Source organism: Paraburkholderia sp. MM5496-R1 (assembly GCF_050436205.1).
GTDB classification, from domain to species: domain Bacteria; phylum Pseudomonadota; class Gammaproteobacteria; order Burkholderiales; family Burkholderiaceae; genus Paraburkholderia; species Paraburkholderia tuberum.
In genome coordinates, this window is sequence record NZ_JBNDLT010000002.1 from 1,232,397 (window position 1) to 1,255,143 (window position 22,747).

16 protein-coding genes and 3 pseudogenes are annotated in these 22,747 nt (G+C 64.7%); 9 read left to right on the forward strand and 10 right to left on the reverse strand.

Going from position 1 to position 22,747, the window contains the following annotated elements; genetic code table 11:
- Positions 1 to 480: 480 nt before the first annotated feature.
- Both OKW38_RS12530 and OKW38_RS12535 read right to left on the reverse strand, forming a co-directional pair.
- A complete protein-coding gene (locus tag OKW38_RS12530) occupies positions 481 to 1,344 on the reverse strand; it encodes a class I SAM-dependent methyltransferase (RefSeq protein WP_429361730.1) in 864 nt (287 codons plus the stop codon).
- A gap of 89 nt (positions 1,345 to 1,433) precedes the next feature.
- Positions 1,434 to 2,327 (reverse strand): NAD(P)/FAD-dependent oxidoreductase, encoded by an 894-nt coding sequence (locus OKW38_RS12535; RefSeq protein WP_429361732.1) that lies wholly within the window; start codon positions 2,325 to 2,327, stop codon positions 1,434 to 1,436.
- Positions 2,328 to 2,612: 285 nt separating this feature from the next.
- Between OKW38_RS12535 and OKW38_RS12540 the strand changes: the two genes are divergently transcribed.
- From OKW38_RS12540 to OKW38_RS12550, 3 genes and pseudogenes are all read left to right on the forward strand, one after another.
- A complete protein-coding gene (locus OKW38_RS12540) occupies positions 2,613 to 3,245 on the forward strand; it encodes a TetR/AcrR family transcriptional regulator (RefSeq protein ID WP_018421953.1) in 633 nt (210 codons plus the stop codon).
- Positions 3,233 to 3,354, forward strand: a pseudogene (locus OKW38_RS12545) (IS5/IS1182 family transposase); the annotation flags it as partial. The gene OKW38_RS12540 and the pseudogene OKW38_RS12545, both read left to right, overlap by 13 nt.
- 1,054 nt (positions 3,355 to 4,408) lie before the next feature.
- The gene (locus OKW38_RS12550; protein WP_429361734.1) at positions 4,409 to 4,852 is read left to right on the forward strand and encodes a phosphate-starvation-inducible PsiE family protein; all 444 of its coding nucleotides are present in this window, start codon (positions 4,409 to 4,411) and stop codon (positions 4,850 to 4,852) included.
- 538 nt (positions 4,853 to 5,390) lie between these two features.
- On the opposite strand, the gene OKW38_RS12555 is transcribed toward OKW38_RS12550, so the two are convergent.
- Positions 5,391 to 6,503, reverse strand: a complete 1,113-nt coding sequence (locus OKW38_RS12555) for an alpha/beta fold hydrolase (protein WP_429361736.1) — start codon at positions 6,501 to 6,503, stop codon at positions 5,391 to 5,393.
- 475 nt (positions 6,504 to 6,978) lie between these two features.
- On the opposite strand from OKW38_RS12555, the gene glgC reads away from it, so the two are divergent.
- The 5 genes and pseudogenes from glgC to OKW38_RS12580 all read left to right on the forward strand — a co-directional run bounded on the left by glgC (position 6,979) and on the right by OKW38_RS12580 (position 13,166).
- Positions 6,979 to 8,241 (forward strand): glucose-1-phosphate adenylyltransferase, encoded by a 1,263-nt coding sequence (gene glgC, locus OKW38_RS12560; protein WP_090803975.1) that lies wholly within the window; start codon positions 6,979 to 6,981, stop codon positions 8,239 to 8,241.
- Positions 8,242 to 8,380: 139 nt separating this feature from the next.
- Positions 8,381 to 9,842 (forward strand): annotated as a pseudogene (glgA, locus tag OKW38_RS12565) (glycogen synthase GlgA).
- A 269-nt stretch (positions 9,843 to 10,111) separates the two neighbouring features.
- Positions 10,112 to 10,978, forward strand: a complete 867-nt coding sequence (gene pdxY / locus OKW38_RS12570) for a pyridoxal kinase PdxY (protein WP_429361737.1) — start codon at positions 10,112 to 10,114, stop codon at positions 10,976 to 10,978.
- Between the two features lie 145 nt (positions 10,979 to 11,123).
- On the forward strand, positions 11,124 to 11,585 hold the full coding sequence (locus OKW38_RS12575; RefSeq protein ID WP_090803970.1) for a hypothetical protein: 462 nt from the start codon (positions 11,124 to 11,126) through the stop codon (positions 11,583 to 11,585).
- Positions 11,586 to 12,014: 429 nt separating this feature from the next.
- Complete coding sequence (locus OKW38_RS12580; RefSeq protein ID WP_090803969.1) at positions 12,015 to 13,166, forward strand: branched-chain amino acid ABC transporter substrate-binding protein; 1,152 nt, start codon at positions 12,015 to 12,017, stop codon at positions 13,164 to 13,166.
- A 58-nt stretch (positions 13,167 to 13,224) separates the two neighbouring features.
- On the opposite strand, the gene OKW38_RS12585 is transcribed toward OKW38_RS12580, so the two are convergent.
- A complete protein-coding gene (locus tag OKW38_RS12585; protein ID WP_429363731.1) occupies positions 13,225 to 15,153 on the reverse strand; it encodes a DUF3857 domain-containing transglutaminase family protein in 1,929 nt (642 codons plus the stop codon).
- Positions 15,154 to 15,340: 187 nt separating this feature from the next.
- A complete protein-coding gene (locus OKW38_RS12590) occupies positions 15,341 to 16,003 on the reverse strand; it encodes a hypothetical protein (protein WP_090805671.1) in 663 nt (220 codons plus the stop codon).
- Between the two features lie 342 nt (positions 16,004 to 16,345).
- Here OKW38_RS12590 and OKW38_RS12595 point away from each other — a divergent pair, with 342 nt between their 5' ends.
- Positions 16,346 to 16,480: a hypothetical protein gene (locus OKW38_RS12595; protein WP_279613323.1), complete on the forward strand. Its 135-nt coding sequence runs from the start codon at positions 16,346 to 16,348 to the stop codon at positions 16,478 to 16,480.
- A 278-nt stretch (positions 16,481 to 16,758) separates the two neighbouring features.
- Here OKW38_RS12595 and hutG read toward each other — a convergent pair whose 3' ends face one another.
- From hutG to hutU, 5 genes and pseudogenes are all read right to left on the reverse strand, one after another.
- A complete protein-coding gene (gene hutG, locus OKW38_RS12600) occupies positions 16,759 to 17,571 on the reverse strand; it encodes an N-formylglutamate deformylase (RefSeq protein ID WP_429361738.1) in 813 nt (270 codons plus the stop codon).
- 51 nt (positions 17,572 to 17,622) lie between these two features.
- Positions 17,623 to 19,008 carry a formimidoylglutamate deiminase gene (locus tag OKW38_RS12605; RefSeq protein ID WP_429361739.1) on the reverse strand — a complete coding sequence of 462 codons (1,386 nt, stop codon included), beginning with the start codon at positions 19,006 to 19,008 and terminating at the stop codon, positions 17,623 to 17,625.
- A 15-nt stretch (positions 19,009 to 19,023) separates the two neighbouring features.
- Positions 19,024 to 20,254 (reverse strand): annotated as a pseudogene (hutI, locus tag OKW38_RS12610) (imidazolonepropionase).
- A gap of 84 nt (positions 20,255 to 20,338) precedes the next feature.
- On the reverse strand, positions 20,339 to 20,989 hold the full coding sequence (locus OKW38_RS12615) for a HutD/Ves family protein (protein WP_429361740.1): 651 nt from the start codon (positions 20,987 to 20,989) through the stop codon (positions 20,339 to 20,341).
- Positions 20,990 to 20,997: 8 nt separating this feature from the next.
- Positions 20,998 to 22,686: a urocanate hydratase gene (hutU, locus tag OKW38_RS12620; RefSeq protein WP_429361741.1), complete on the reverse strand. Its 1,689-nt coding sequence runs from the start codon at positions 22,684 to 22,686 to the stop codon at positions 20,998 to 21,000.
- Positions 22,687 to 22,747: the final 61 nt, after the last annotated feature.

Sequence of the window (22,747 nt, forward strand, 5' to 3'; positions counted from 1 at the left end):
TATCGCAACGTTCGGATATCGGTCGATTGTTGCCGCGTGGGGCTATGGGCGCGGTACCGCGGGGTGAATTTTGGTTTGCTACAGAATTGCTACAGCTGGAGTGAGCCGCTATATCTGGCGGGCCTTGGGCTTGTCATTCCACCCTCTGAACTATCGCCCACGTGAAGGGGCAAAGCAACTTTGAAGGTCCCAGTTCGACCCACTGCGGTCAGACAACTTGCTCCAAACCGGTCAGTCAGCCAATTTCAAGTTTGCGGACTGGAATACCGGTAAGCGGCCGTTGGCGACCTTACCCAATCGGCCACAAACTGCCGGTCACATGCGCCGCCGGAAGGCCGCTCAGGCGTCGGCTCTGCTTCGCAACCGGCCATCTGATTGTCGCAAGGCGAGCGCTCGTTCAGCGGCCAGAAGGGACATCAATCTGGCCGGCCAAAGACGCCCTGTTCCACCGAGCGGAGGCATCTCCCCTGTTAATCCCTGTCAGCTTGCCGGATTTCGTGCCATGACGACCCATGCCGCGCCGTTGATCATCACCGACCCCTCGCCGGGGAGGCTCGCGAAGGCGGCACGAACTGCGGCGGAGGCACGGGCGCGGATGTCGTCGGGCTGACCAGCGAGCGCACGCGACAGCGGGCCGACCTCAAGCGACATCCTCACTGCGTCGTCGATCGCCGCGTCCCGCGTTTCGCCCTCGCCGAATGGGACGGCCGCGTCGAAGGGCGAGATAACGATTTCGGTGAAACCGGCCGCCGTCAGGATGCGCGCCACGTGCTCCCGGTCGCCGAACGAAAACGGGCCGGGCGCTTCGGGATCGGGGAGCGCGCTCGGCGGGACGATGTCCTTGAGCGCGCCCACCGGCAGTCGCATCCAATCGTTCTCGGCCGCACCGCGCCAGCAGACGAAAGCGACCCGGCCGCCCGGCCGGAGCGCGCGTCGCATATGGGCGAACGCCGCTGTCGGATCGGGGAAAAACATCACGCCGAAACGCGAGAACAGAATGTCGAACGCGCCTTCGGGCAGCTCTGCGCTTCTGGCGTCGGCCACCTGAAACAGGGCCGGCGTATCGTGGCGCGCAAGCGCGCGCGCTCGATCGATCAGCGGTTCGGATATGTCCACGCCCAGCACTTGGCCCCCCGCGCCGACGCGAGCGGCCAGAGCCAGACTTGACGCACCCGCGCCGCAGCCGATGTCCAGCACGCGCTCACCCGTCGCGGGCGCGGCGGCTTCGATCGCGGCCTGGCCGAACACCGCCACCAGAGCGTCGAGCCGGGCCTGGTTGGCGACCCAGCGCTCCCCGCTTTGACCATTCCAGTCACCCACCTGATCAGCACTTTGCTTTGCCATGTCATCTCCTTGACTCGACGATCCGCCTTTCGCCGCGTCGATTTACGCCAACCTTTTCGAAGGCGACGACGCAACAAGGATCTGTGCTCTCAAACCACCATCGACTGCTGGGCGAAGATACCCGCCATCGCGCCCTGCGATGAAGCCTGGGTGACCGAGGGCAAGAAGGGCGTGGCGAGGTCGCCAGCGGCGTAGATGCCGGGCATGCTGGTTTGGCGGCGCTCGTCGACTTTGAGGACGATGCCGGTGGGCGTATCGACCGTGGCGAGGCCCAGTGATTCATGCAGGCGTGCGGACGGCTTGTTGCGCGGATGGGCGAACAGGACGTCGACCGCGACATTGCGGCGGGTATCGAGATTGACGGTGTTGATATGGCCCTTGTGATGGGCGATCTCGACGATCCGGCCATCGACGACAGGTATGTTGCGACGCGCCAGATCGACTTGGATATCGGGCGCAATGTCATGACCATCGGCGAAGACAGTCAGCTTGTCCGTCCAATCGCGGAACAGCCTGGCAGACTGGTGCGACTGCAGGCTGGACCAGACGAGGCCCCAATGCTGGCCGGCGACTTCAAAGCCGTCGCAATAGGGGCAGGGCACGATGGACGTGCCCCAGCTTTCGGCAAAGCCCGGAACATCAGGCATCTGGTCGGCGACGCCATAGCTCAGGATCAGGCGGTGCGCCCTCAGGCTTTCGTTATCGTCAGTGACGACGCAGAAATCGTCGATGGCGCCAGACACGCTCTCGGCCCGGGCATTGACCAGCCTGATCGTTGGATAGCGCGTCAACTGCTGCCGCGCCTCGACCAGGATGTCCAGCGGTGGCTTGTGATCGTGGCCGAGCAAGCCATGCGAGTGGCCTGCAAAGCGGTTGCGCGGCCGGCCGGTATCGAGAACCGTGACCTTGCGGCGGGCACGACCGAGCTGCAGGGCGGCGGCGAGGCCGGCGAAGCTGCCGCCGATGATGATGACGTCATCCATGGTGATGGGCTCCGTGTTGTGATTGGAGGGGTGGGCTGGGCGTGGTGTGCAATATCGTCCAGCGATACGCGCTTGAGACGGTCAGCGAGTAGGGCTTCGGCATTGGCGAGAAAGTTGCTGATGGCTGTATTGATCGGCCCCACAATCCCGCATTCGATATCGCCAGGCGCCCCGGGGAAACCTGATTTGGGCAACTGGTTGAAACCTGTCCTTGGCTTGCACATTTAAGATACTGCGTGGTATCGTAGTGCAAGAATTTGAATACTGTCAAGTACTGGAATTGTTGTGACCGAAAACAGCCAGAGCCGGCGCGGCCGGCCCGCCAACGAGGCGCTTCGCCAAACGATCGTCGACGCCGCCTGCGAGCTCTTTGTGGAATTGGGTTTTCAAGCGACGACCATGGACAAGGTCGCGCAGCGGGCGAAGATATCCAAGCTCAGCATCTATCGGCACTTCGAGAACAAGGAGGCGCTGTTCAGCGCGGCCATGGTGGCCCACTGCCATCAATTTGCACCCCAGGCCCTTTCTGAAAGCGTCGACGGTTCAGCCGAAGATCAGCTCATGGCGGTGGGATCATCCCTGCTTCGCACGCTGTTGAGCCCGGACGTCCGCAGTGTCGAAGCCATGGTTTTGGCCGACAAGACGAATCAAAAGTCGTTAAGCAAGCTCCATTACGAAGCCGGGCCCGCCCATGTCATCGCCCAAATCGAGGCCGTGTTGCGTCAGTTGCACGCGAAAGCGATTCTGAACGTACCCGATGCTCTCCGATCCGCCCGCTTGTTTGCCGCGCTTTTCAAAGGATCCGATCTTCTGCTTGTCGCACGCTTCGATGAGGCGAGAGCAGAGGATGACAACGAAATCGAATCCTATTGCCGGTCGGCCGTCGCCATGTTCATCGCCGCGCACGGTGGCATCTAAAGGTGCGCTATCGCGGCCTGATGAAGAACCCGCAGAGTTGCACACGCTGTTCGCTCTAAGCAATCTGTGGATGACGCGCGAACGACTGATGCGCGAGGCCGCTGCATGAGCGCAAAAGCCGCCCGCGCGGGCAGGCAATCGGCGCCTTCCTTATGCCGAACGTAGCGCTGCATTCGAGCCAGGTGCCGCACCGCTTCCACCGCATCGGCCCTATGTGGATGGCTCAGTGCGGCAAAACGAGTTCTGAACACCATCCCTAACCTTGCGGGCGCTTCCTTTCGATCTGGTGAACGACAAGCTGATTGCTTATAGAGAAATCAAACTTAAGTTCGAGAGCAATTCGAGGGTCGAGCAAGACGTCATCCTTGCACGGCGTAAGCCGCCTCACCAACTCACGGGTCTAAGCGTCCGCAGAGGCCGATGACTTGCCCCCCAGGCGACGGCACGGAATGATCGTTCCACTCCGATACCTACCCTTAGAACAGAGACTGCTCGACCGGCTGCAACGGGTCGCGTTGCGTCCGTCCGCGCTTCAAACTCATCGCTGGAAAGCGGCCATTGGAATTCAGCTGCCCTGAAGCGGCCACTCGCCAGTGCGTACTCCCGACCCGATTCGGTCCTTGGACCCGCACGATCTCAATGGCAGCTTTCGGGAGTTGACCTGCCATTGCTATGCAAACTGCCGCGCTGGTTCGTCAGGTCAAGTTCAGCTCGGTCTGTTTCATCCCCTCATTGTCCTGGGCACGCGCTGGAATGAAAATCTGAGTCCACGCGTGTTTTGAGCACATTCCCAGAAGCAACACCGACCGATCAATTAAGCATTCGTTGGCGACAGGCTGTCGCATACAGTCACCTTACAATTAGCTTATAGTTGACTTGTCATCCACATGGATCGACCGCGAGATTCGAGCAGAATACTTCCCCATCAGCGGGCAGCCCGATTAGCGACGCGTTGAACCCCGTGGTTCATCGAATTGCTCGCGGCAAGCTATCCAGGCCGTCAACGCGTCACTTACCGTTCGCCGCCCGCGACTGCGCCATGAATAAATGGTGCCGCAGGGCCTCGCTCACCCGACCGGACGAACTGAGTCGCCGGCTCTACCCCGCATCTGCGTAATTGGACGGATAGTCTAAGCACGCCTTAACTAGGAATATCGTCGGCCATGCAAGTAGAAAAACCCACCTCCAAAATCACCTACTGGTTCGAACAATCCGTATTGGTTGCCGCTCAGATCCTGCTGATGGCAGTGATCTTGGCGATGGTCATCCAGCTTTGGGTAATGTTTTCGTCCGGTCTCGTCGAGCGCGTTAGCAGCCTCGATACCGTCCCGGAACTGATGAAATCGGTGCAGTCGGCCTTTTCCGGCGTGCTCCTCATCATTCTCGGGCTCGAGCTTATGGAGACACTGCGTGTATATTTCAAATCGCACCGCATTCGGCTGGAAACCATCTTGGCCGTGGCCATCATCGCCGTTGGCCGCCACGTGATTAATTTGGATGTAGAGCACATGGCGGGCACTTCCCTCATCGGCGTGGCCGCGGTGGTGCTGGCTCTAGCGGGTGGTTACTTTTTGGTTCGATGCAAGCAGCCAGCGTCTAATGATTAACGCTCCGTTCCGAAAGCTCCAAGCCTGTTTGGTAAGAGCGCAATAAAACCCCATGATGGCGCAAATGTCCCGGGAGCTTTACGCGACTCAATATTTCATTCGAGTAGTCACTACCGCTTTACATGTTCGGCAGACTGCACGTTTGCATTTCTTTCGCCGATCGCAGGGAAAAGCAGTCTCGCACTGGCTAAGCGACCCGTCGGCAGCCTGGAAGACGGGCTGCTTGCGTCGCCGAATAGCGGATCTTCACACTTGAACGGACCTTCGCTAACCCATTCCGAAGGGCCGCTTCTGGCCGAGTTGAGGCGGCGCCTCCGGTAATTCGCTCGCCGGAAACCGGTCATTGAGCGAGGCAAACGAGACCTTGGCTGATTAAACTGGATGGCGACCTCGACCGGCGGCTCCTGGCCGACTACAGCCTGTCCGCGAGCGTCCCCCCTTGAAATCCGCGAAGAACCATAAAGTAGCCGCTAGGAAGTTTCGCCTAGCGGTGAACGACGTAGGAGTACGGTGGCGGGACAGAAAGCCTTTTGAACGCTCACCGATTCGCCGGCACCGCCGCGATCCCATCTAGCAGCGCCTGATGAAACGCTTGCGGGTCCTGCATCTGCGGCGCGTGCCCCAACCCCGCGAATTCGACGAGGGTTGCATGCGGAATCGCTTTCGCGGCCGCCTTGCCGAGTTCCGGATAATGGCCGAGCTTCGCACGCACTTCCGGCGGCGCAGCGTCCTTGCCAATCGCGGTGGTGTCCTTCTGACCGATCAGCAGCAGCGTCGGCATGCTGAGCTGCCCCAGCTCATAGACGACCGGTTGCGTGTAAATCATGTCGTAGAGCAGCGCGGAATTCCACGCGACGATCTGCTTGCCCGGCCCACGATACATGCCCGCGAGCATCTGCACCCACGGTTCGTAGTCCGCGCGCCATTGCCCCGCGTAATAGGTCGCCTGTTCGTAGCGGCGGATGCCGTCCGCGGTGGTCTTCAGCTCCCGCTGATACCACTGGTCGACCGACAGCGACGGCACGCCCTTCGCCTTCCAGTCCTCGAGTCCGATCGGATTCACGAGCACCAGTTGCTGCGTTTCGCGCGGATACATCAGCGCATAGCGGACGGCGAGCATGCCGCCCGTCGAATGGCCGACCACCGTCACCTCGCTGACGCCGAGCGAATCGAGCAGCGCATGCGTATTGCGCGCGAGTTGCTGGAAGCTGTACTGGTAATGCTCGGGCTTGCTCGATTTGCAAAAGCCGATCTGGTCCGGTGCGATCACGCGATAGCCGGCATCGCTCAGCCGGCGAATCGTCGCGTCCCACGTCGCCGAACAGAAATTCTTGCCGTGCAGCAACACCACGGTGCGGCCGTTCGCATGCGCGGGCTTCACGTCCATGTAGGCCATCTGCAAAGGCACGCCCTGCGAGGTGAATTCGAAGCGTTCGACCGACGCCGGGTAGCTGAAGCCCTGCAGTTCCGGACCGTAGGCCGGGCCGGAATCGTCGAGGGAAGACGCGGCCGCGGCGCTCGCGACGGCCGGGCTCGCCTCGCCGACCGGCACGCCCGCCTGCGTGGCGGACACCGCGACAGACGCCGCGCACAACATGGCGCAGGCGCAGACACTCGACAGGGCAAGCAGGAATGGGCGGCGAAGGTTCATCGGGATGCTCTGCAAAAAACGCAATAGGGATGCACGAGGCAGGGAGCGCACGATTCTACGATGCGCCGCCGAACTCCGCCGCCAGTCGTGCACTGCGAACACGGCACACGGCCGTGGCGAGATGGCATGCGTATTGCGCCTTCTGGGCTCAAGCATCGTCCGGCACGACCTCGTGGCCAATGTGTTGCGCCGCACCGAAAAACGCGCCGTAACAGGCGATCGTTCGAGGATGGTCCGCCACGCCGCCCCCGCAATAAACATTATTCGCTCGCGTCCAATCGGTGCTAGAACTGACTGACGGACCCGCGAAAACAGGCAGCGAAGAACGGCAATGCGGCACGACTGCCAGGCAGCCCGAATCATCAGCGCAGAGGAAGCGACCAGATCACCCCCGGGGGTATATCAATCAAGCAACCATCTTGCATGCGGTCGGAGCGAGTGCTGAAGGGCTCACTCCGATCGACAGGAGACAAATATGAATACTCCGGCACGGCTGAACGACTTACAGCGCACTACCCTCGCGATCGTCCTCGCCGGCGGACGCGGTACCCGGCTCGGACCGCTCACGAACAAGCGCGTGAAGCCGGCGGTGCACTTCGGCGGCAAATACCGGATCATCGACTTCGCGCTGTCCAATTGCCTGAATTCCGGCATCCGCCGCATCGCGGTGGTCACGCAGTACAAGGCCCATTCGCTGCTGCGGCATCTGCAGCGCGGCTGGAGCTTCCTGCGCGGCGAGATGGGCGAGTTCATCGACCTGTGGCCCGCGCAGCAGCGCGTCGAAGGCGCGCACTGGTATCGCGGCACCGCCGATGCGGTGTTCCAGAACCTCGACATCATCCGCTCGATCCGCCCGAAGTACGTGGTCGTGCTCGCGGGCGACCACATCTACAAGATGGACTACACGCGCATGATCGCCGATCACGCGGACAGCGGCGCCGACTGCACGGTCGGCTGCATCGAGGTGCCGCGCATGGAAGCGGTCGCGTTCGGCGTGATGGCCGTCGACGAAAATCGCCGCGTGACCGGCTTCGTCGAAAAACCGGCCGACCCGCCTGCGATACCCGGTCGCCCCGACACGGCGCTCGCGAGCATGGGCATCTACGTGTTCAGCGCCGACTACCTGTACACGCAGCTCGAAGAGAACATCGCCGCGATCGATACCGATCACGACTTCGGCAAGGACATCCTGCCGCGCGTCGTCACGCGGGGCGTGGCGATCGCGCATCCGTTCAGCATGTCGTGCGTGTCGTCGGACCCGAGCGTCGAGCCGTACTGGCGCGACGTCGGCACGATCGACGCGTACTGGGCCGCGAACCTCGACCTCGCGTCGACGATACCGACGCTCGACCTGTACGACGAGTCATGGCCGATCTGGACATACCAGGAGCAGTTGCCGCCCGCGAAGTTCGTACGCGACATGAAGGGGCTGCAGGGCTCGGGCAACAATCTGATCGTCTGCGGCGGCTGCGTGATCTCGGGCTCGCAGATTTCGCGCTCGGTGTTGTCATCGAACGTGAAAGTGAGTTCGTTCTGTAATATCAATGAGGCAGTGTTATTGCCGCAGGTCACGGTCGGCGCGAGTTGCCGCCTGCAGAAGGTCGTGATCGACCGTGGCTGCACGATTCCGGAAGGCACCGTGATCGGCGAAGACCCGGCGCGCGACGCCGAGCGCTTCTATCGCACTGACGAAGGCGTCGTGCTGGTCACGCAGGAGGCGTTGCGCGAGCATCCGTAGTAGCGCGCCCACCGCTGCCCGCGCCGGCGGCCACGCGCCGCCGGCCAGGCTTCACCTTGCTTCACCCGGCTTCGCCCGAACCACCGCTGACTATTTGCCGACCCCGAGCAACCCTGCCACCCCGACAGAAACCCGGCCTATGACGATTCGCGCCCTGCACGTCGCAAGCGAGCTGTATCCCCTCCTCAAAACGGGCGGTCTCGCCGACGTCGCGGGCGCGCTGCCGTCCGCGTTGATCGAGCGCGGCGCCGACGTGCGCGTGCTGCTGCCGGGCTTTCCGGCCGTGCTCGCCGGCCTGCGCGATCTGCAGCCGGTCGCGCAACTGGGCAGCGCGCTTCGGCGCGCCGAACGTGACGCTCGAACGCGGCACGCTGCCCACCAACGGGCTCGCCGTCTACGTGATCCGCGCCGCGTCGCTGTACGATCGCCCCGGCAACCCGTATCTGAACGATGAACACGTGCCGTACGGCGACAACGCGCAGCGCTTCGCGCTGCTCGGCTGGGTCGCCGCGCAACTCGCGCAGCAAACGGACCCGACGTGGTCGCCGCAGATCGTTCACGCGCACGACTGGCACGCGGGGCTCGCGCCCGCCTACCTGAAGGCCGCCGAACGCGAGCACGGCCGCGCGCCCGCGCGCAGCGTGTTCACGATCCACAACCTCGCCTACCAGGGGATTTTTCCCGCGCATCAGTTCGGCCTGCTCGGCCTGCCGCACGATTTCTTCAACATGCACGGCGTCGAGTTTTATGGTCAGCTGTCGTTCCTGAAGGCGGGGCTCTACTACGCCGAGCGCATCACGACCGTCAGCCCGACCTATGCGCGCGAAATCCAGACGCTCGCGCACGGCGGCGGGCTCGATGCACTGCTGCGCCATCGTGCGCACGATCTGAGCGGCATCCTGAACGGCGTCGACTACACGGTGTGGAATCCCGCCACCGATACGCTGCTCGCGACGCACTACAGCGCGTCGAGACTGGCGGGCAAGCTCGCCTGCAAGGAAGCGCTGCAAAAGCGCTTCGGCCTCGCGCAGAGAAGCGACGCGCTGCTGTTCGGCGTCGTCAGCCGGCTGACCGAGCAGAAGGGCCTCGATCTGCTGCTCGGCGCGGTGCCCGAGATCGTCAAGCGCGGCGGGCAACTGGTCGTGTTCGGCACCGGCGATCCGGCGCTCGAGAATGGCCTCAGGATGGTCGCGCAGGCGCATCCGGAATCGGTCGCGGTCGAGCTCGGCTTCGACGAAACCCTCGCGCATACGATCATCGCCGGCAGCGACGTGGTCGCGGTGCCGTCGCGCTTCGAGCCGTGCGGGCTCACCCAGCTCTATGCGCTCGCCTACGGGTCGCTGCCGCTCGTGCACTGCATCGGCGGTCTCGCGGATACGGTCGCCGACGCATCGCTCGAAAACCTCGCCGACGATTTCGCCACCGGCTTCGTGTTCGAACGCTTCGATCCGAAGGGACTCGCCTCGGCGATCCGCCGCGCGTTCGCGCTGTACGGACGCCGCACCGAATGGAAGGCCACGCAGCGGCGCGCGATGCGCCAGGACTTCGGCTGGGGGGCGTCGGCCGACCGCTATCTGGCCTTGTATCGCGAGCTCGTCTGAAGCATCCGCCGCACGTTGAACGGTCCGGTTTCGTTAATCTTCACGCGCGTTTGATGGTTCGGCGCAACAGCACGGGGACGGATCAACTCGCGGCTGTCAAACTCCTGTATCGTTTGCTGACTTGCCGGCTATGCAGTTCGTGGGTTTTTCCTGCACCATCTGTATCAGGCATGTCTGCCGCACGGCGCCCGGGCCATCGGCCCGCCCGCGCGAGCCTCCCCTTCCAGTTGTTTTGTTGACCGCGCATGACCGGTTGCGCGAGCCTTACCATGACGAAAAACGTTCTGAGCATCCAGTCCCATGTCGTGTTCGGTCACGCCGGCAACAGCGCGGCCGTGTTTCCGATGTGCCGGCTCGGCGTCAACGTGTGGCCGCTCCACACCGTGCAGCTCTCGAATCACACGCAATACGGGCATTGGAGCGGCAGCGCGATCGACGCATCGCAGATGGAAGATCTCGTCGACAGCATCGGCGCGATCGGCATGCTGCCGCGCTGCGACGCAGTGGTCTCCGGCTATCTCGGCACGAAGGAACAGGCGCAGGCGGTGATTGACATCGTCAAGGCCGTGAAGGCCGCCAATCCCCGCGCCTGGTACTTTTGCGATCCGGTGATGGGCGCCACGGGCGGCTACAAGGTCGAGCCCGGCATCCAGGAATTCCTCGTGAAAGAAATGCCGCAAGTCGCCGACGGGATCGCGCCGAATCACATCGAATTGCAGCGCCTCGTCGGTCGCGAGATCGAGACGTTCGAGGAAGCCGTCACCGCGTGCCGCGAGCTGCTCGCGCGTGGGCCGAAGCTCGTGCTCGTCAAGCATCTGCTCGATCGCAACAGCCCCGCCGACCGCTTCAACATGCTCGTCGTCACCGAACGCGAAGCGTGGATGGGACAGCGTCCGCTCTATCCGTTCGCGCGCCAGCCGGTCGGCGTCGGCGATCTGACGAGCGCGGTCTTCGTCGCGCGCACGCTGCTCGGCGATTCGATCCGCTCGGCCTTCGAGCACACGCTCGCCGCGGTCAACGCGGTCGTCAAGGCGACCTGGCAGGCCGGACGCTATGAACTCGAACTGGTGGCGATGCAAAATGAAATCGCCCAGCCGCGCGAGTGGTTCGATGCGTGGGTCGCGGAAACGGCTTAGATAACTTAGACACGTCGCTCGTTGCCGAGCCCCCTCGCCAGCACCCTGCTGGCGGCCGTCCTATAATGCGTGCCGCGTGGACCAGGGCTTGCGCCCTCGCGCCATGGCATTTTCAGCATCCGGCATTCAGCAGACGAGGCATTCGATGGACGGTCATATCCGCAGCGAGCGGGAAGAATTTTTTGAGCAGTTGTGCATCAGCGTCGACGCGGACGAAGCGCACGAACAGGAAGCGATCGAGTTCTTCGAGAACCAGTTCGACCAGCCCGACTTCGATCCCGCGCAATGGCTCGATATCGCGCTCTACTACTCGGCCGCCGTCGCGCGCGGCATCGTCGACATGGTGACGGCCGACGACAAGGCACGCAGCAACATCGCCGAAATCATCGCCGACAATCTCGACATCTCGTACGGCGAGGACGACTGCCAGCAGTTCGCCGAGACGATCGAATTCGCGCTGAACAACGGCGTGCCGGTCGATCTCGACGTGGTGCTCGACGGCTGCCAGCGCGCAATCGACGATCTCGACACGTGGGCCGACGAAGACACGAAGGCGCCGCTTTTGCGTCTGCGTGAAGAGCTGCTGCGCCAGCAAGGCGAGCGCTAGGCAACAGGCTCGAATCTCCTCCGACACCGCAACACCGCAACACCGGCCGGCGCGCTCGCGCCGGCTTCTTAAGCATATGCCGTAATCCGCAGCCCAGGCGGACCTTCGCACGGCAAGCCAGCTTGCATGCCTCACGCACGCTCCATGCGCACCACATGCACCACATGCACCTGTTGCCGCCTATGCCGAAATGCTCATCCAAAACGCCACGAATTGCCAAGACGACGGCAATTTGGCTTTCTATATTCGCCCCAGATTGACGTCGCGAACACGCTGCGAGGCTCAACGCCAGTGCGCGTATTCCAGCATTGTGAGCGGCGAGCGATCCTTCGTAGTCTTGCGATGCGCGAGGGCTTGCCTCGGCCTCACGTGTCGTACCGCTTCGCTGTCGTACCGCTTTCATAACAACCGTCGATGCAAGGAGAGACCATGAGTCTTCGCAACACGCTGAAACCGCTGGCCATGCTCGTGGGTGCGATGTTTGCCGTCGCGCCTGTTGCCAGTTTCGCCGACGACCTGCCGGTCAAGATCGGCTTTGCCGCGCCGCTGACGGGCGCCAATGCCGGCTACGGCAAGGATCTGGAAAACGGTGTGCGGCTCGCGATCGACGAAGCCAACGCGCAGAAGATCAAGATCGGCGACAAGGTCGCGCATTTCGAGATCGTCTCGCAGGACGACCAGGCCGACCCGCGCGTCGGCGTGCAGGCTGCGCAGAAGCTGGTCGACTCGGGCGTCGCGGTGGTCGTCGGCCACTTCAACTCGGGCACGACGATCCCGGCCTCGCAGGTCTACGAGCAGGCTGGCATTCCGGTGCTCGATCCCGCCGCGACGAATCCGATCATCACGGGCCGCGGCTTCGCGAACACCTTCATGGTGATTTCGACCGACGCGCAGAACGCCGGCAATGCGGGCGCCTATGCCGTCGACGTGACGAAGGCCAGGCGCATCGCGATCATCGACGATCGCACCGCGTTCGGCCAGGGCGAAGCCGACGAGTTCGAGAAGGCCGTGAAGGCGCACGGCGGCAACATCGTCGCGCGCGACTACACCGACAACCACGCGGTCGACTTCAGCACGCAGATCACCAAGTTCAAGGGCGCCAATGCGGACCTCGTGTTCTTCGCCGGCCTCGACAGCCAGGCGGCAGGCTTCGCGCGGCGCATGAAGCAGCTCGGCCTGAACGCACAGTTGGTCGGCGGCGGCGGCGTGATGGACGAGGACTTCATCAAGCTCGCGGGCGATGCGTCCGACGGCGCGATGGCTTGGGAATACGGCCGCCCGCTCGCGCAACTGCCGGGTGGCAAGGACTTCAACGCGAAGTTCAAGAAGCGCTTCGGCGCGGACGTGCTGTCGTATGCGCCGTTCGGCTACGACGGCGCGTGGGTCGCGATCAAGGCGATGCAGCAGGCCAAATCCGACTCGCCGAACGTGTACCGTCCGGCGCTCAAGTCGATCGACTACGACGGCGTGACCGGCAAGATTTCGTTCGACAGCACCGGCGCGTTGAAGAGCGGCGCGTCGACGCTGTATCAGGTGAAGAACGGCGCGTGGGTGCCGGTCGTGACGAAGAGCGGCACCTAAGCTCCACGTCCAGTAGATCGTCGCGGCCCTGCCCGGCGCGTGGCCGGCGCGGGGCGCGCTACTGCCACGCGCTCGCCGCCCGGACGACCACCTCGGCATCGAGATCGCGCTCGATGCGCACGAGGGCGTCGCGAATCGCCGCGAATTCGTTTGGCGTACACATCTGATGGCCGAACGCGGCGCGCAGATGCCGGTTGACCTGCAACGTGCGCGTCGCCGGATCGAAGACGTAGTGCGACGCAAACGTGAGCAACGGGTCCTCGACCGTGCTGTCGGTCGGCAGGTCGGTCACGCGTACGAAGCGCGGCAAGCTCATTTCCAGCGTTTCATCGAACTCCCCGCCGATGCACGCCCACGGCTGCGTTCTGACGGGCTCCGCGAGCCACGCCTCGACCTGCGAGCCCATGCCGCCGGCGAGGCTCGTGAGCGCCCGCACAGCAGTGGTGCCGTCCGGCCAGATCAGATGCGGCACGCTGCCTTGCATCGACGTCGCGAACGGACCGCCGGTCACGGCGACGTCGTCGGTCTGCAATTGCGCGGAGCCGTGCAAGCCCGTTTGCAGCAGACGCCTGGCGGCAAGCTGCTGCGCGCCCTCGCGCGTCGCGCGGCGGAACGTGTTGCGTTCGAGCTCCGCGGTATAGCCCCGATCCTCGACCCGGTACGCATAATGTGCGGTGCCGTTTTCGTCGATGTCGATCTGCACGCGCGCCTTGCGTTCGCGCCGTTGAGTGGCCGGCGTGCGCGCGAGCACGCCGTCGTCGACGAGCAGCACCGGCCGGTCCATGACGCCGCCAGGCAGATAGCCGAACGCGGTGCCGCCCGCCGTCGTGTCCGCGAATTGCGCCAGCTCGGGAATCCAGATGATCGCGTGATTGATCGCGCTCGCGCCGTAGCCGGGGACCTCGGGCAACGTGTAGTACGGACCGAGATTGAGCAGCACCGGCTCGCTGCGAATGCCGGCGGCCGCGAGCAGCGCGCCGTATAGCGCGACGTGGTCCTTGCAGTCGCCGTAGCGGTTGCGCAGGATGTCGGCCGCCTTGTGCGGAATCGCCGCCGTCTCGCCGAGAAAAAGCGCGACGTAGCGGATGTTCAGACGCATCCAGTCGTACAGCGCGCGGGCTTTGTCGCGGGGATCGGTAAGGCCGGCCGTCAGTTGCTGTGCGAGACCGATGATCGCGGGATCGTCGCGGGTCGCGTCGTTGTCGGCGGGACCGCGATAGCGCGCGGCAAAGCTCGCGAAGTCCGGCACCGTCGACACCATCAGCCGGTCGCCCCAGTTCGCGTAGCCGACCGCGCCCGCTTCGAGCCGCGCATAGGGGCCGTGCCGGTAGTCGAACTCGTAGCGCGTGCGGCCGTTCGCGGTGATGGTCGGCATCGCGACGTAGCCGCGCGCATCCGCATAGAGCGGTACGTCGGCGGGAAGGTCGAAGATCAGACGCTGCTCGTCGACGGGCTGGAGCGACGGCTCGACCAGATAGGCGAAGGTGCCCGCTTGCAGCGGCTTCGCGCGGGTCTTGCGAAATTCCAGGTGCACGCGCGAGCCGATCGTGACGCCGGGGAAGATCACGGTGCGCAACACACCGTCCTCGAAGCTCGGCGCGCCGGACGAGCGGGGCTCCTGCACGTCGCGGATCGCCTCGGGACCGACCGCATGCGCGGTGCCGTCGGGGTCGATCGTTTCGGCGGCCAACTGTTGCACCTGCTCGATGTCCTTGTTGAACCACACGTAGCGTTGCGCGATCTCGTCGACGCCGCTGGCCGTGTCCGCGCGCATCAGCGTGTCGTCGTGTTCCTCGACGGAACCGTCTTTCTGGATCACGAACAAATGGACGTCGCGCTCGATCGTCGCAGGGGCGCGTTCGTTGGCGGAGGTGGCGATTTCGCCGGCTGCCGCGCAAAGGGGCAAGGCGATGCCGCCCGCGGCGGATAGCGCGGCAAGCAACGCCGCGGCGCGCACGCCGCGCACGCGGCATGCGCGCCCGATCATCGCGATCGACGTGTGCGCCAACGTGACGACGACGTTCCCCAAGATCCACCTCGGCCAGGTTCGTGTCGTCGTTGTAGCACATCGCCGACCCGTGCGTTTCGGGGTGGGGTCGGCGTTGCCGCGTCGAGCTCGAGCGGCATTGGAGTCACAGGCGCTCCCGCGACGCAGCGGCCGGCGTCGATCGTCTTCACTCGCCGTCGTCGAGCTGGCTCAGCAGCGCCTGCAGTTTTTCCACGTGCCGCAGCAGCATGTGCCGGTGCTTGTCGATCTGTTCGAGCCGGCCCTCCAGGTCGGCTTGAATGCGGTCGTCGAGTTCGGCCGCGGCCATTACGTCCTCGACCTTCGCGCGCATCGATGCGAGCTCCACCGGCGCGTGCAGCAGATGCCGCTCGAAGCGCCGCACTTCCTGCGTCGCGAGATCGCGCACCTTGCGAAAATGCGCATGACGGCGGTGCGCTTCGACATCGAGCGTTTCTTCCTCGAGGCGTCGCGCGGGCGGCGGCTGCCCAAAAATCGGCTCGGGCCGCAACACCGTCTTCTTGCGCACCGGATGCGCGGTGCCCCGAAAGCGCGCGAGCGGCTGCTCGTTGTCGATCGCCTCGCGCGCATTTGGCGGGATCTCCTGACCGGTGTGCGGCACGTTCATCCAGCCGCCCGGCAAACCGGTGACGGCCTCGACGCCGCGCACGAATTCCTCGCTGAATTCGCGTTGGCCCGACAGCATCAGCTTCAGGTAGCTCGCGGAAAACGTCATCATGCGCGCGAGCCGGCTCGCGGCGCCGACCTCGCTGGTCAGCAACACCAGGTTCGCGCGCCAGACTGGCAGCAGCAATTCGTCGGAATCTTCCATCGCTGGGTCTTCCATCTTTTCGCCTGATGAATCGATGACCGCATCGCGCATGTCATCGTTTTGAAAGGGTCGTCGTCTCGCGGTGTCGCGTGCAATGCCGCTATGCCGCTTTGCGTGCGGGGGGGCCCAGATGTCGAAGGTACACATTTGACACGGTACGCACCGGCCAATTCAGCGCAAAGCGCGTTAAAACAGGGCTTACGACACATCGCGTGTTGCATCGACACACGTATTTGCGCGCCGGTCCTATCCGCGGCCGCTTGATGTGGCATGCTTACACGCCGATGCGGCACGCGTCGTGCTGCATGGCTGGCTCCACAACACTGACTTAAGGGTTTCGTAATGAAGAAAATCGTTCTCGCCATCGCCGCAGCCGTTGCCACCCTGAGCGTGATCGTCCCCGCTCAGGCCGATGAGCATCACCACGAGTGCCATAAGGTGCGCGTGCATCATCATTGGGAAAAGCGCTGCCACTAATGGCGGTGAAACCGTGTCCGAGGGACGCGGTGCACATCAAAAAGCCCCGCTTTCGCGGGGCTTTTTTTCATGGCGCGCCGCGTCTTGAAACAGCCGGCGCACGATACGCTGTGCGCGCTCGACGCTCAAACCATTCCATATGAACGCGCCGGCACGCAATCACGGACACATGCTGTTACACCTTCGCGATACGCTGACCGATGCAGGCCGACGCGGACCACGATGCCGCGCGCTCCTGCAGCAATCGTGATCCGCGTGGTGAGAAAGGAATACAAGCTTCAGGCGGATTTCACGCGAGCGAGCGCCGTCGTTACCAGCGCTTCGAGCAGCGGCGCGACCTTCGCGGCGAGGTCTTCATCGTATGCATAAGGCAGGCGCTCTTCCATGTAGGTGATCTGCGACAGCTCGAGTTGCACCGCATGCACGCCCTGCTCGGGCTGCCCGTATTGCCGCGTGATATAGCCGCCCTTGAAGCGGCCATTCGCGATCGCCGTATAGCCGCCGTGACGCCCGACCAGCGCGGCCAGTTCGTCAGCCAGGCCCGGCTCGGCGCTCGCATCGTTCGACGTGCCGAAGTTGAAATCCGGCAGACGTCCGTCGAAAAAACGCGGCACGCGCGAGCGGATCGAATGCGCTTCCCACAGCAGCACCTTGCCGTGCTTGGCCTTCAGCGCCGCGAGCTCGCCGGTCAGCGCGTCGTGATACGGCTTCCAGTAAGCGTCGCGACGGCGCGCGATTTCGGCGTCGTCGGGCAGATGGCCGTCGCGATAGAGCGGCTCCTTGTCGAACGTGTCGACCGGCAGCAGACCCGTAGTGTCCTGCCCCGGGTACAGGTTCGCGCCGTCGGGCGGACGGTTCAGGTCAACCACGTAGCGCGCGTAGGTCGGCGTCAGGATCGACGCGCCGAGGCGCTTCGCGAATGCGTACAGGCGATCGAGATGCCAGTCGCAATCGTCGGTGCGTTGCGCGACCGGTGTCATCGTCACGGCGATGTCGGCGGGGATTTGCGTGCCCAGATGCGGGATCGAGATCAGCAGCGGCAGGCTTCCCCGATGCAGCGAGAAAACCGGCGTGAGGTTCGAAGCAGTCATGTCAGTCCGGAATCAGTGGGATCGGAGAATCAGTTCGGCGGGTCATGGCCGTTATTTGAGCAGTTCCGCGAGCGCCGCGCGATAGCGCGCATAGGCACCCTCTTCGTCGCGATGCCGGCGATCGTCGACGACCTTGACGCCGCCCGCGTAGACGTCGCGGATCGGCGTATCGCCGTGCTCGCAGAATACGACGCCTGACAGCCACGCCTCGCGCTCATGCCCGGCGATGCTCGTATGGTCGGCGTCGAGCACGAGCCAGTCCGCGCGACGACCCGGCTGCAACGCGCCGACCGCGCGGCCGGCCGCACGCGCGCCGCCGTCGAGCGCGGCCGCGTACAGACGATCCGCGACATGCGGAGCTTGCGCCGACGCCAGCACGTTGCGCTGCCGGCGCGTCAGACGCTGGCCGTATTCGAGCAGACGCAACTCGGCGCGCCAATCGACGCCGACATGGCTATCCGAGCCGACGCCGATGCGGCCGTGCGCGTCGAGATAGTCTTGCGCGGGAAAAATGCCGTCGCCGAGATTGGCCTCGGTGGTCAGACACAAACCCGCGACCGCGCCGCTCTTCGCGAGCGCGAGCGTTTCGTTCGCATCGACGTGGGTCGCGTGCACGAGACACCAGCGGCTGTCCACATCGAAACGATCGAGCAGCCATTGCACCGGCCGCGTGCCTTCGGTTTCGAGGCACGCGTCGACCTCGGCGGTCTGTTCGGCGATATGGATGTGGACAGGCACGGTTGCGTCGATGCCGCCGAGCAACCTGCGCAGCGACGCCTCCGATACCGCGCGCAGCGAATGCGGCGCCACGCCGTAACGCAGCGCCGCATGTTCGGGGCGCGCGGCGCGTAGCGTGCCGAGCAGATCGAGCAGGCTCTCAGGCGTATTGATGAAGCGCCGCTGATCGTCGCGCGGCGCGCGCGCGCCGAAGCCGCTGTACTGATACAGCACCGGCAGCATCGTGATGCCGATACCGCTCGCCGATGCCGCGTCCACCACGCGTTGCGCAAGCTCGGCCTGATTCGCGTAGCGCTGGCCGTCCTGCGCGTGGTGCACGTAGTGGAACTCGCACACCGACGTATAGCCCGCCTTCAGCATCTCGATGTAGAGCCACTGCGCGACGCTCGCGAGGCCTTCCGGCGTGATGCGCGCGGCAAAGCGATACATCAGGTCGCGCCACGACCAGAAGTTATCCGTCGCGTTGGCGCGATATTCGGTGAGCCCCGCCATCGCGCGCTGAAACGCGTGCGAGTGAAGATTCGGCATGCCTGGCATCAGCGGGCCCGCCGCCTTCGGCACCCCCGCCGGCGCCTCGGGTTGATCCGTCGTGACCGCGGTCAGCGTGCCGTGAGCGTCCCATTCGAGCAGCACGTTGCGGCGCCAGCCCTCAGGCAGATACGCGTCAGCGGCGAACAGCGATTGATTGGATTGCGTCATCTCTCAGGTTCTAGTTCAGGTCACACGCGACTCGCGCCGCGTATAGACGGTTTCGCCCGCGCGCACGACGCGCGCGCAGAGCGGCCGGCCAATCCAGTAAGCGAGCTCCGCCAGCGAATCGACCGACCACACCGCGAAGTCGGCCGCGCGACCGACCTGCAGCGCACCGTGCCGATCGCTCTTGCCGAGCGCGCGCGCAGCGTGCGTGGTGACGCCTTGCAGCACCTCGGGCACGGTCATGCGAAACAGCGTGCTCGCCATGTTCATCATCAGCAGTAACGAAGTCGCCGGTGAGGTGCCCGGGTTGCTGTCGGTCGAGATCGCGATCGGCACCTCGTAGCGCCGCAGCAGTTCGAGCGGCGGCAACTGGGTCTCGCGGATGAAGTAGTACGCGCCCGGCAGCAGCACCGCGACGGTGCCCGCTTCCTTCATCGCGGCGACGCCGGCTTCGTCGAGAAACTCCAGGTGATCCGCCGACAGCGCGCGATGCCGTGCCGCGAGCGCGGTGCCGCCGCCGTTCGACAACTGCTCGGCGTGCATCTTGACCGGCAGCTCGTAGCGCGCGGCCGCGTTGAACACGCGCTCGCTCTGTTCCAGCGAAAAACCGATGCGCTCGCAGAACACGTCGACCGCATCGACGAGGCCTTCGTCCGCGAGCGCGGGCAGCATCGTGTTGCAGACTTCGTCGATATACGCGTCCGCTCGGCCCGCGAATTCAGGCGGCAACGCGTGCGCGCCGAGAAACGTCGTATAGACCGTGACCGGATAGCGTTCGCCGAGTTGCCGCGCGACGCGCAGCATCTTGCGCTCGCTCGCGAGATCGAGGCCGTAGCCCGATTTGATTTCGATCGCCGTCACGCCTTCGGCGAGCAGCGGTTCGAGCCGCGCGGCCGCTTGCGTGAACAGCGACGCTTCGTCCGCGGCGCGCGTCGCGCGCACCGTCGACACGATGCCGCCGCCCTGTCGCGCGATTGCTTCGTAGCTGACGCCCGCGAGCCGCTGCGCGAATTCGTCGGCGCGCTGGCCGCCGTACACGAGGTGCGTATGGCAATCGATCAGGCCCGGGCGTCACCCATGCGCCGCGCAGATCCTCGCGCGGCCATGCGGCATAGGGCGCGGGTAAATCGGCGAAAGCGCCGAGCCACGCGATGCGGCCGCCGTCGACCGCAATCGCGGCATCGGCGAGCGTGTGGCGAGGATCGCCCTGCGGGCACAAATTCAGGTGATGCCAGACGGTTTGCTTCATCGCGTGCTCTTTGCCGCTCGTTGCGTGTCTGTGGATGGGTTGTCCGCGATGGAGCGCATGTGAGGCCCTATCACGGTTGATTCGTCATCGCGTGTAGCGGATCGTGATCGCGAGCACCGCGCCGTCGCCCGTCAGCGTACAAGCGAGCGCGTTCGGCCCGTCGACGCGCAGCGTGTCGCCGGTGTCGAGCCGCACGGCTTGCGCGTGGTCCGCCGCCAGTCCGACCGTGACCGCGCCGCCCGCGCAAAACAGCAGCGCCACGTCGCCGTCGAGCACGCGCGGCGCATCCTGCCGCGTGCCAGTGCGCCACACGTCCAACTCGCCCTGCGCCACGTCGCGCCGCACCATCAGGTTGAAGTCGCGCGTTGCCCCGTCGACGAGCCGCGCGTCGATGCGCGTCGCGCCATCGAAGCGCGCGATGTCGAGCGGCTGCCGCAACACATGCGTCGAGGCGACGCCCGCGTCGCCCAGCTCATCGAGCAGCATGCCCGCGCCAGCCAGCAACACCAGCGTCCGGTCGACGCCGTCGAAGCGCGAGAACGGTCCCGCCTGCGCGACATCGGCGACGCTCACGCGCCACACGAAGTCGGCGCTCGCCGCACCCTGCCCGCCGCCTGGCGACGGAAACGCCGCGACCTCACGCGTGATGCCGCCGCCGTTTTTCCACGGCGTCGCCACGAGATCGGCGCCGCGAATCAGCGTGACGCTTGCCATGCCGCCCGCCTGGTTGGCCATGGTCACGATCAGCGGCCCAGCATCGGCAGATTGAGACCGGCCTCGCGCGCCGTCTGCTGCGCGAGTTCATAGCCCGCATCCGCGTGACGCATCACGCCGGTGGCCGGATCGTTCAACAGCACGCGGCCGAGGCGCTGGTGCGCGGCTTGCGTGCCGTCCGCGACGATCACGACGCCCGCGTGCTGCGAGAAGCCCATGCCGACGCCGCCGCCGTGATGCAACGACACCCACGACGCACCGCCCGCCGTGTTCAGCAGCGCGTTCAGCAAGGGCCAGTCGCTGACCGCGTCCGAGCCGTCCTTCATCGATTCGGTTTCGCGGTTCGGGCTCGCGACCGAACCGGTATCGAGGTGATCGCGGCCGATCACGATCGGCGCCTTCAGCTCGCCGCTCCTGACCATTTCGTTGAACGCCTGGCCGAGACGATAGCGATCCTTCACGCCGACCCAGCAGATCCGCGCCGGCAGACCCTGGAACGCGATGCGCTCGCGCGCCATGTCGAGCCAGTTGTGCAGATGCGGATCGTCGGGGATCAGTTCCTTCACCTTCGCATCGGTCTTGTAGATGTCCTCGGGATCGCCCGACAGCGCGACCCAGCGGAACGGGCCCTTGCCTTCGCAGAACAGCGGCCGGATATACGCCGGCACGAAGCCAGGGAAATCGAACGCGTTTTCCACGCCCATTTCGAGCGCCATCTGGCGAATGTTGTTGCCGTAGTCGAGCGTTGCCGCGCCGCGTTCCTGCAGCGTCAGCATCGCCTGCACCTGGCTGGCCATCGACTGCTTGGCCGGCGTGACGATGCTTTCCGGCGCGGTCTTCATGCGCTCGCGCCAGTCTCCGACCGTCCAGCCCTGCGGCAGGTAGCCGTGAATCGGATCGTGCGCGCTCGTCTGGTCGGTCACGCAGTCCGGCGTGATGCCGCGCGCGACGCACTCGGCGAACACGTCGGCGGCATTGCCGAGCAGGCCAACCGAGATCGGCTTGCCGGCGCGCTTCGCTTCGTCGAGCATCGCGAGCGCCTCGTCGAGCGTGTTCGCCTTCTTGTCGACGTAGCGCGTCTTCAGACGGAAGTCGATGCGCGTCTCGTCGCATTCGACCGCGATCATCGAGAAGCCCGCCATCGTCGCCGCGAGCGGCTGCGCGCCGCCCATGCCGCCGAGACCGCCGGTCAGAATCCAGCGGCCCTTCGGGTCACCGTTGAAGTGCTGGTTCGCGACCGCGAAGAAGGTCTCGTAGGTGCCCTGGACGATGCCCTGGCTGCCGATGTAGATCCAGCTGCCCGCGGTCATCTGGCCGTACATCATCAGGCCCTTGCGGTCGAGTTCGTGAAAGTGTTCCCACGTCGCCCAGTGCGGCACGAGGTTCGAGTTCGCGAGCAGCACGCGCGGCGCGTCCGCATGGGTGCGGAACACGCCGACCGGCTTGCCCGACTGAATCAGCAGCGTTTCGTCTTCGTTCAGGTCCTTCAGCGACGCGAGGATCTGATCGAAGCAATCCCAGTTGCGCGCGGCGCGACCAATGCCGCCGTACACGACGAGCGCGTGCGGGTGCTCGGCGACTTCGGGGTCCAGATTATTCTGGATCATCCGGTACGCGGCTTCCGCGATCCAGGTCTTGCAGGTCTTTTCCGCGCCGTGCGGTGCGCGGATCGTGCGAGTCGGATCGAGACGCGGATCGATGTGTTTCGAATTGTTCATGGTGTCCCTAATCATGCGTGAAGAGGTTCGATAAAGATTCGGCGAAGACGAAAAAGCGAAT

What these genes read in the sequence shown, in the direction of transcription:
- OKW38_RS12530 (WP_429361730.1), bottom strand. Translation starts at nt 1,344, where the DNA reads ATGGCAAAGCAAAGTGCTGATCAGGTGGGTGACTGGAATGGTCAAAGC.
- OKW38_RS12535 (WP_429361732.1), bottom strand. Translation starts at nt 2,327, where the DNA reads ATGGATGACGTCATCATCATCGGCGGCAGCTTCGCCGGCCTCGCCGCC.
- OKW38_RS12550 (WP_429361734.1), top strand. Translation starts at nt 4,409, where the DNA reads ATGCAAGTAGAAAAACCCACCTCCAAAATCACCTACTGGTTCGAACAA.
- OKW38_RS12555 (WP_429361736.1), bottom strand. Translation starts at nt 6,503, where the DNA reads ATGAACCTTCGCCGCCCATTCCTGCTTGCCCTGTCGAGTGTCTGCGCC.
- glgC (WP_090803975.1), top strand. Translation starts at nt 6,979, where the DNA reads ATGAATACTCCGGCACGGCTGAACGACTTACAGCGCACTACCCTCGCG.
- pdxY (WP_429361737.1), top strand. Translation starts at nt 10,112, where the DNA reads ATGACGAAAAACGTTCTGAGCATCCAGTCCCATGTCGTGTTCGGTCAC.
- OKW38_RS12575 (WP_090803970.1), top strand. Translation starts at nt 11,124, where the DNA reads ATGGACGGTCATATCCGCAGCGAGCGGGAAGAATTTTTTGAGCAGTTG.
- OKW38_RS12580 (WP_090803969.1), top strand. Translation starts at nt 12,015, where the DNA reads ATGAGTCTTCGCAACACGCTGAAACCGCTGGCCATGCTCGTGGGTGCG.
- OKW38_RS12585 (WP_429363731.1), bottom strand. Translation starts at nt 15,153, where the DNA reads ATGATCGGGCGCGCATGCCGCGTGCGCGGCGTGCGCGCCGCGGCGTTG.
- OKW38_RS12590 (WP_090805671.1), bottom strand. Translation starts at nt 16,003, where the DNA reads ATGGAAGATTCCGACGAATTGCTGCTGCCAGTCTGGCGCGCGAACCTG.
- OKW38_RS12595 (WP_279613323.1), top strand. Translation starts at nt 16,346, where the DNA reads ATGAAGAAAATCGTTCTCGCCATCGCCGCAGCCGTTGCCACCCTGAGC.
- hutG (WP_429361738.1), bottom strand. Translation starts at nt 17,571, where the DNA reads ATGACTGCTTCGAACCTCACGCCGGTTTTCTCGCTGCATCGGGGAAGC.
- OKW38_RS12605 (WP_429361739.1), bottom strand. Translation starts at nt 19,008, where the DNA reads ATGACGCAATCCAATCAATCGCTGTTCGCCGCTGACGCGTATCTGCCT.
- OKW38_RS12615 (WP_429361740.1), bottom strand. Translation starts at nt 20,989, where the DNA reads ATGGCCAACCAGGCGGGCGGCATGGCAAGCGTCACGCTGATTCGCGGC.
- hutU (WP_429361741.1), bottom strand. Translation starts at nt 22,686, where the DNA reads ATGAACAATTCGAAACACATCGATCCGCGTCTCGATCCGACTCGCACG.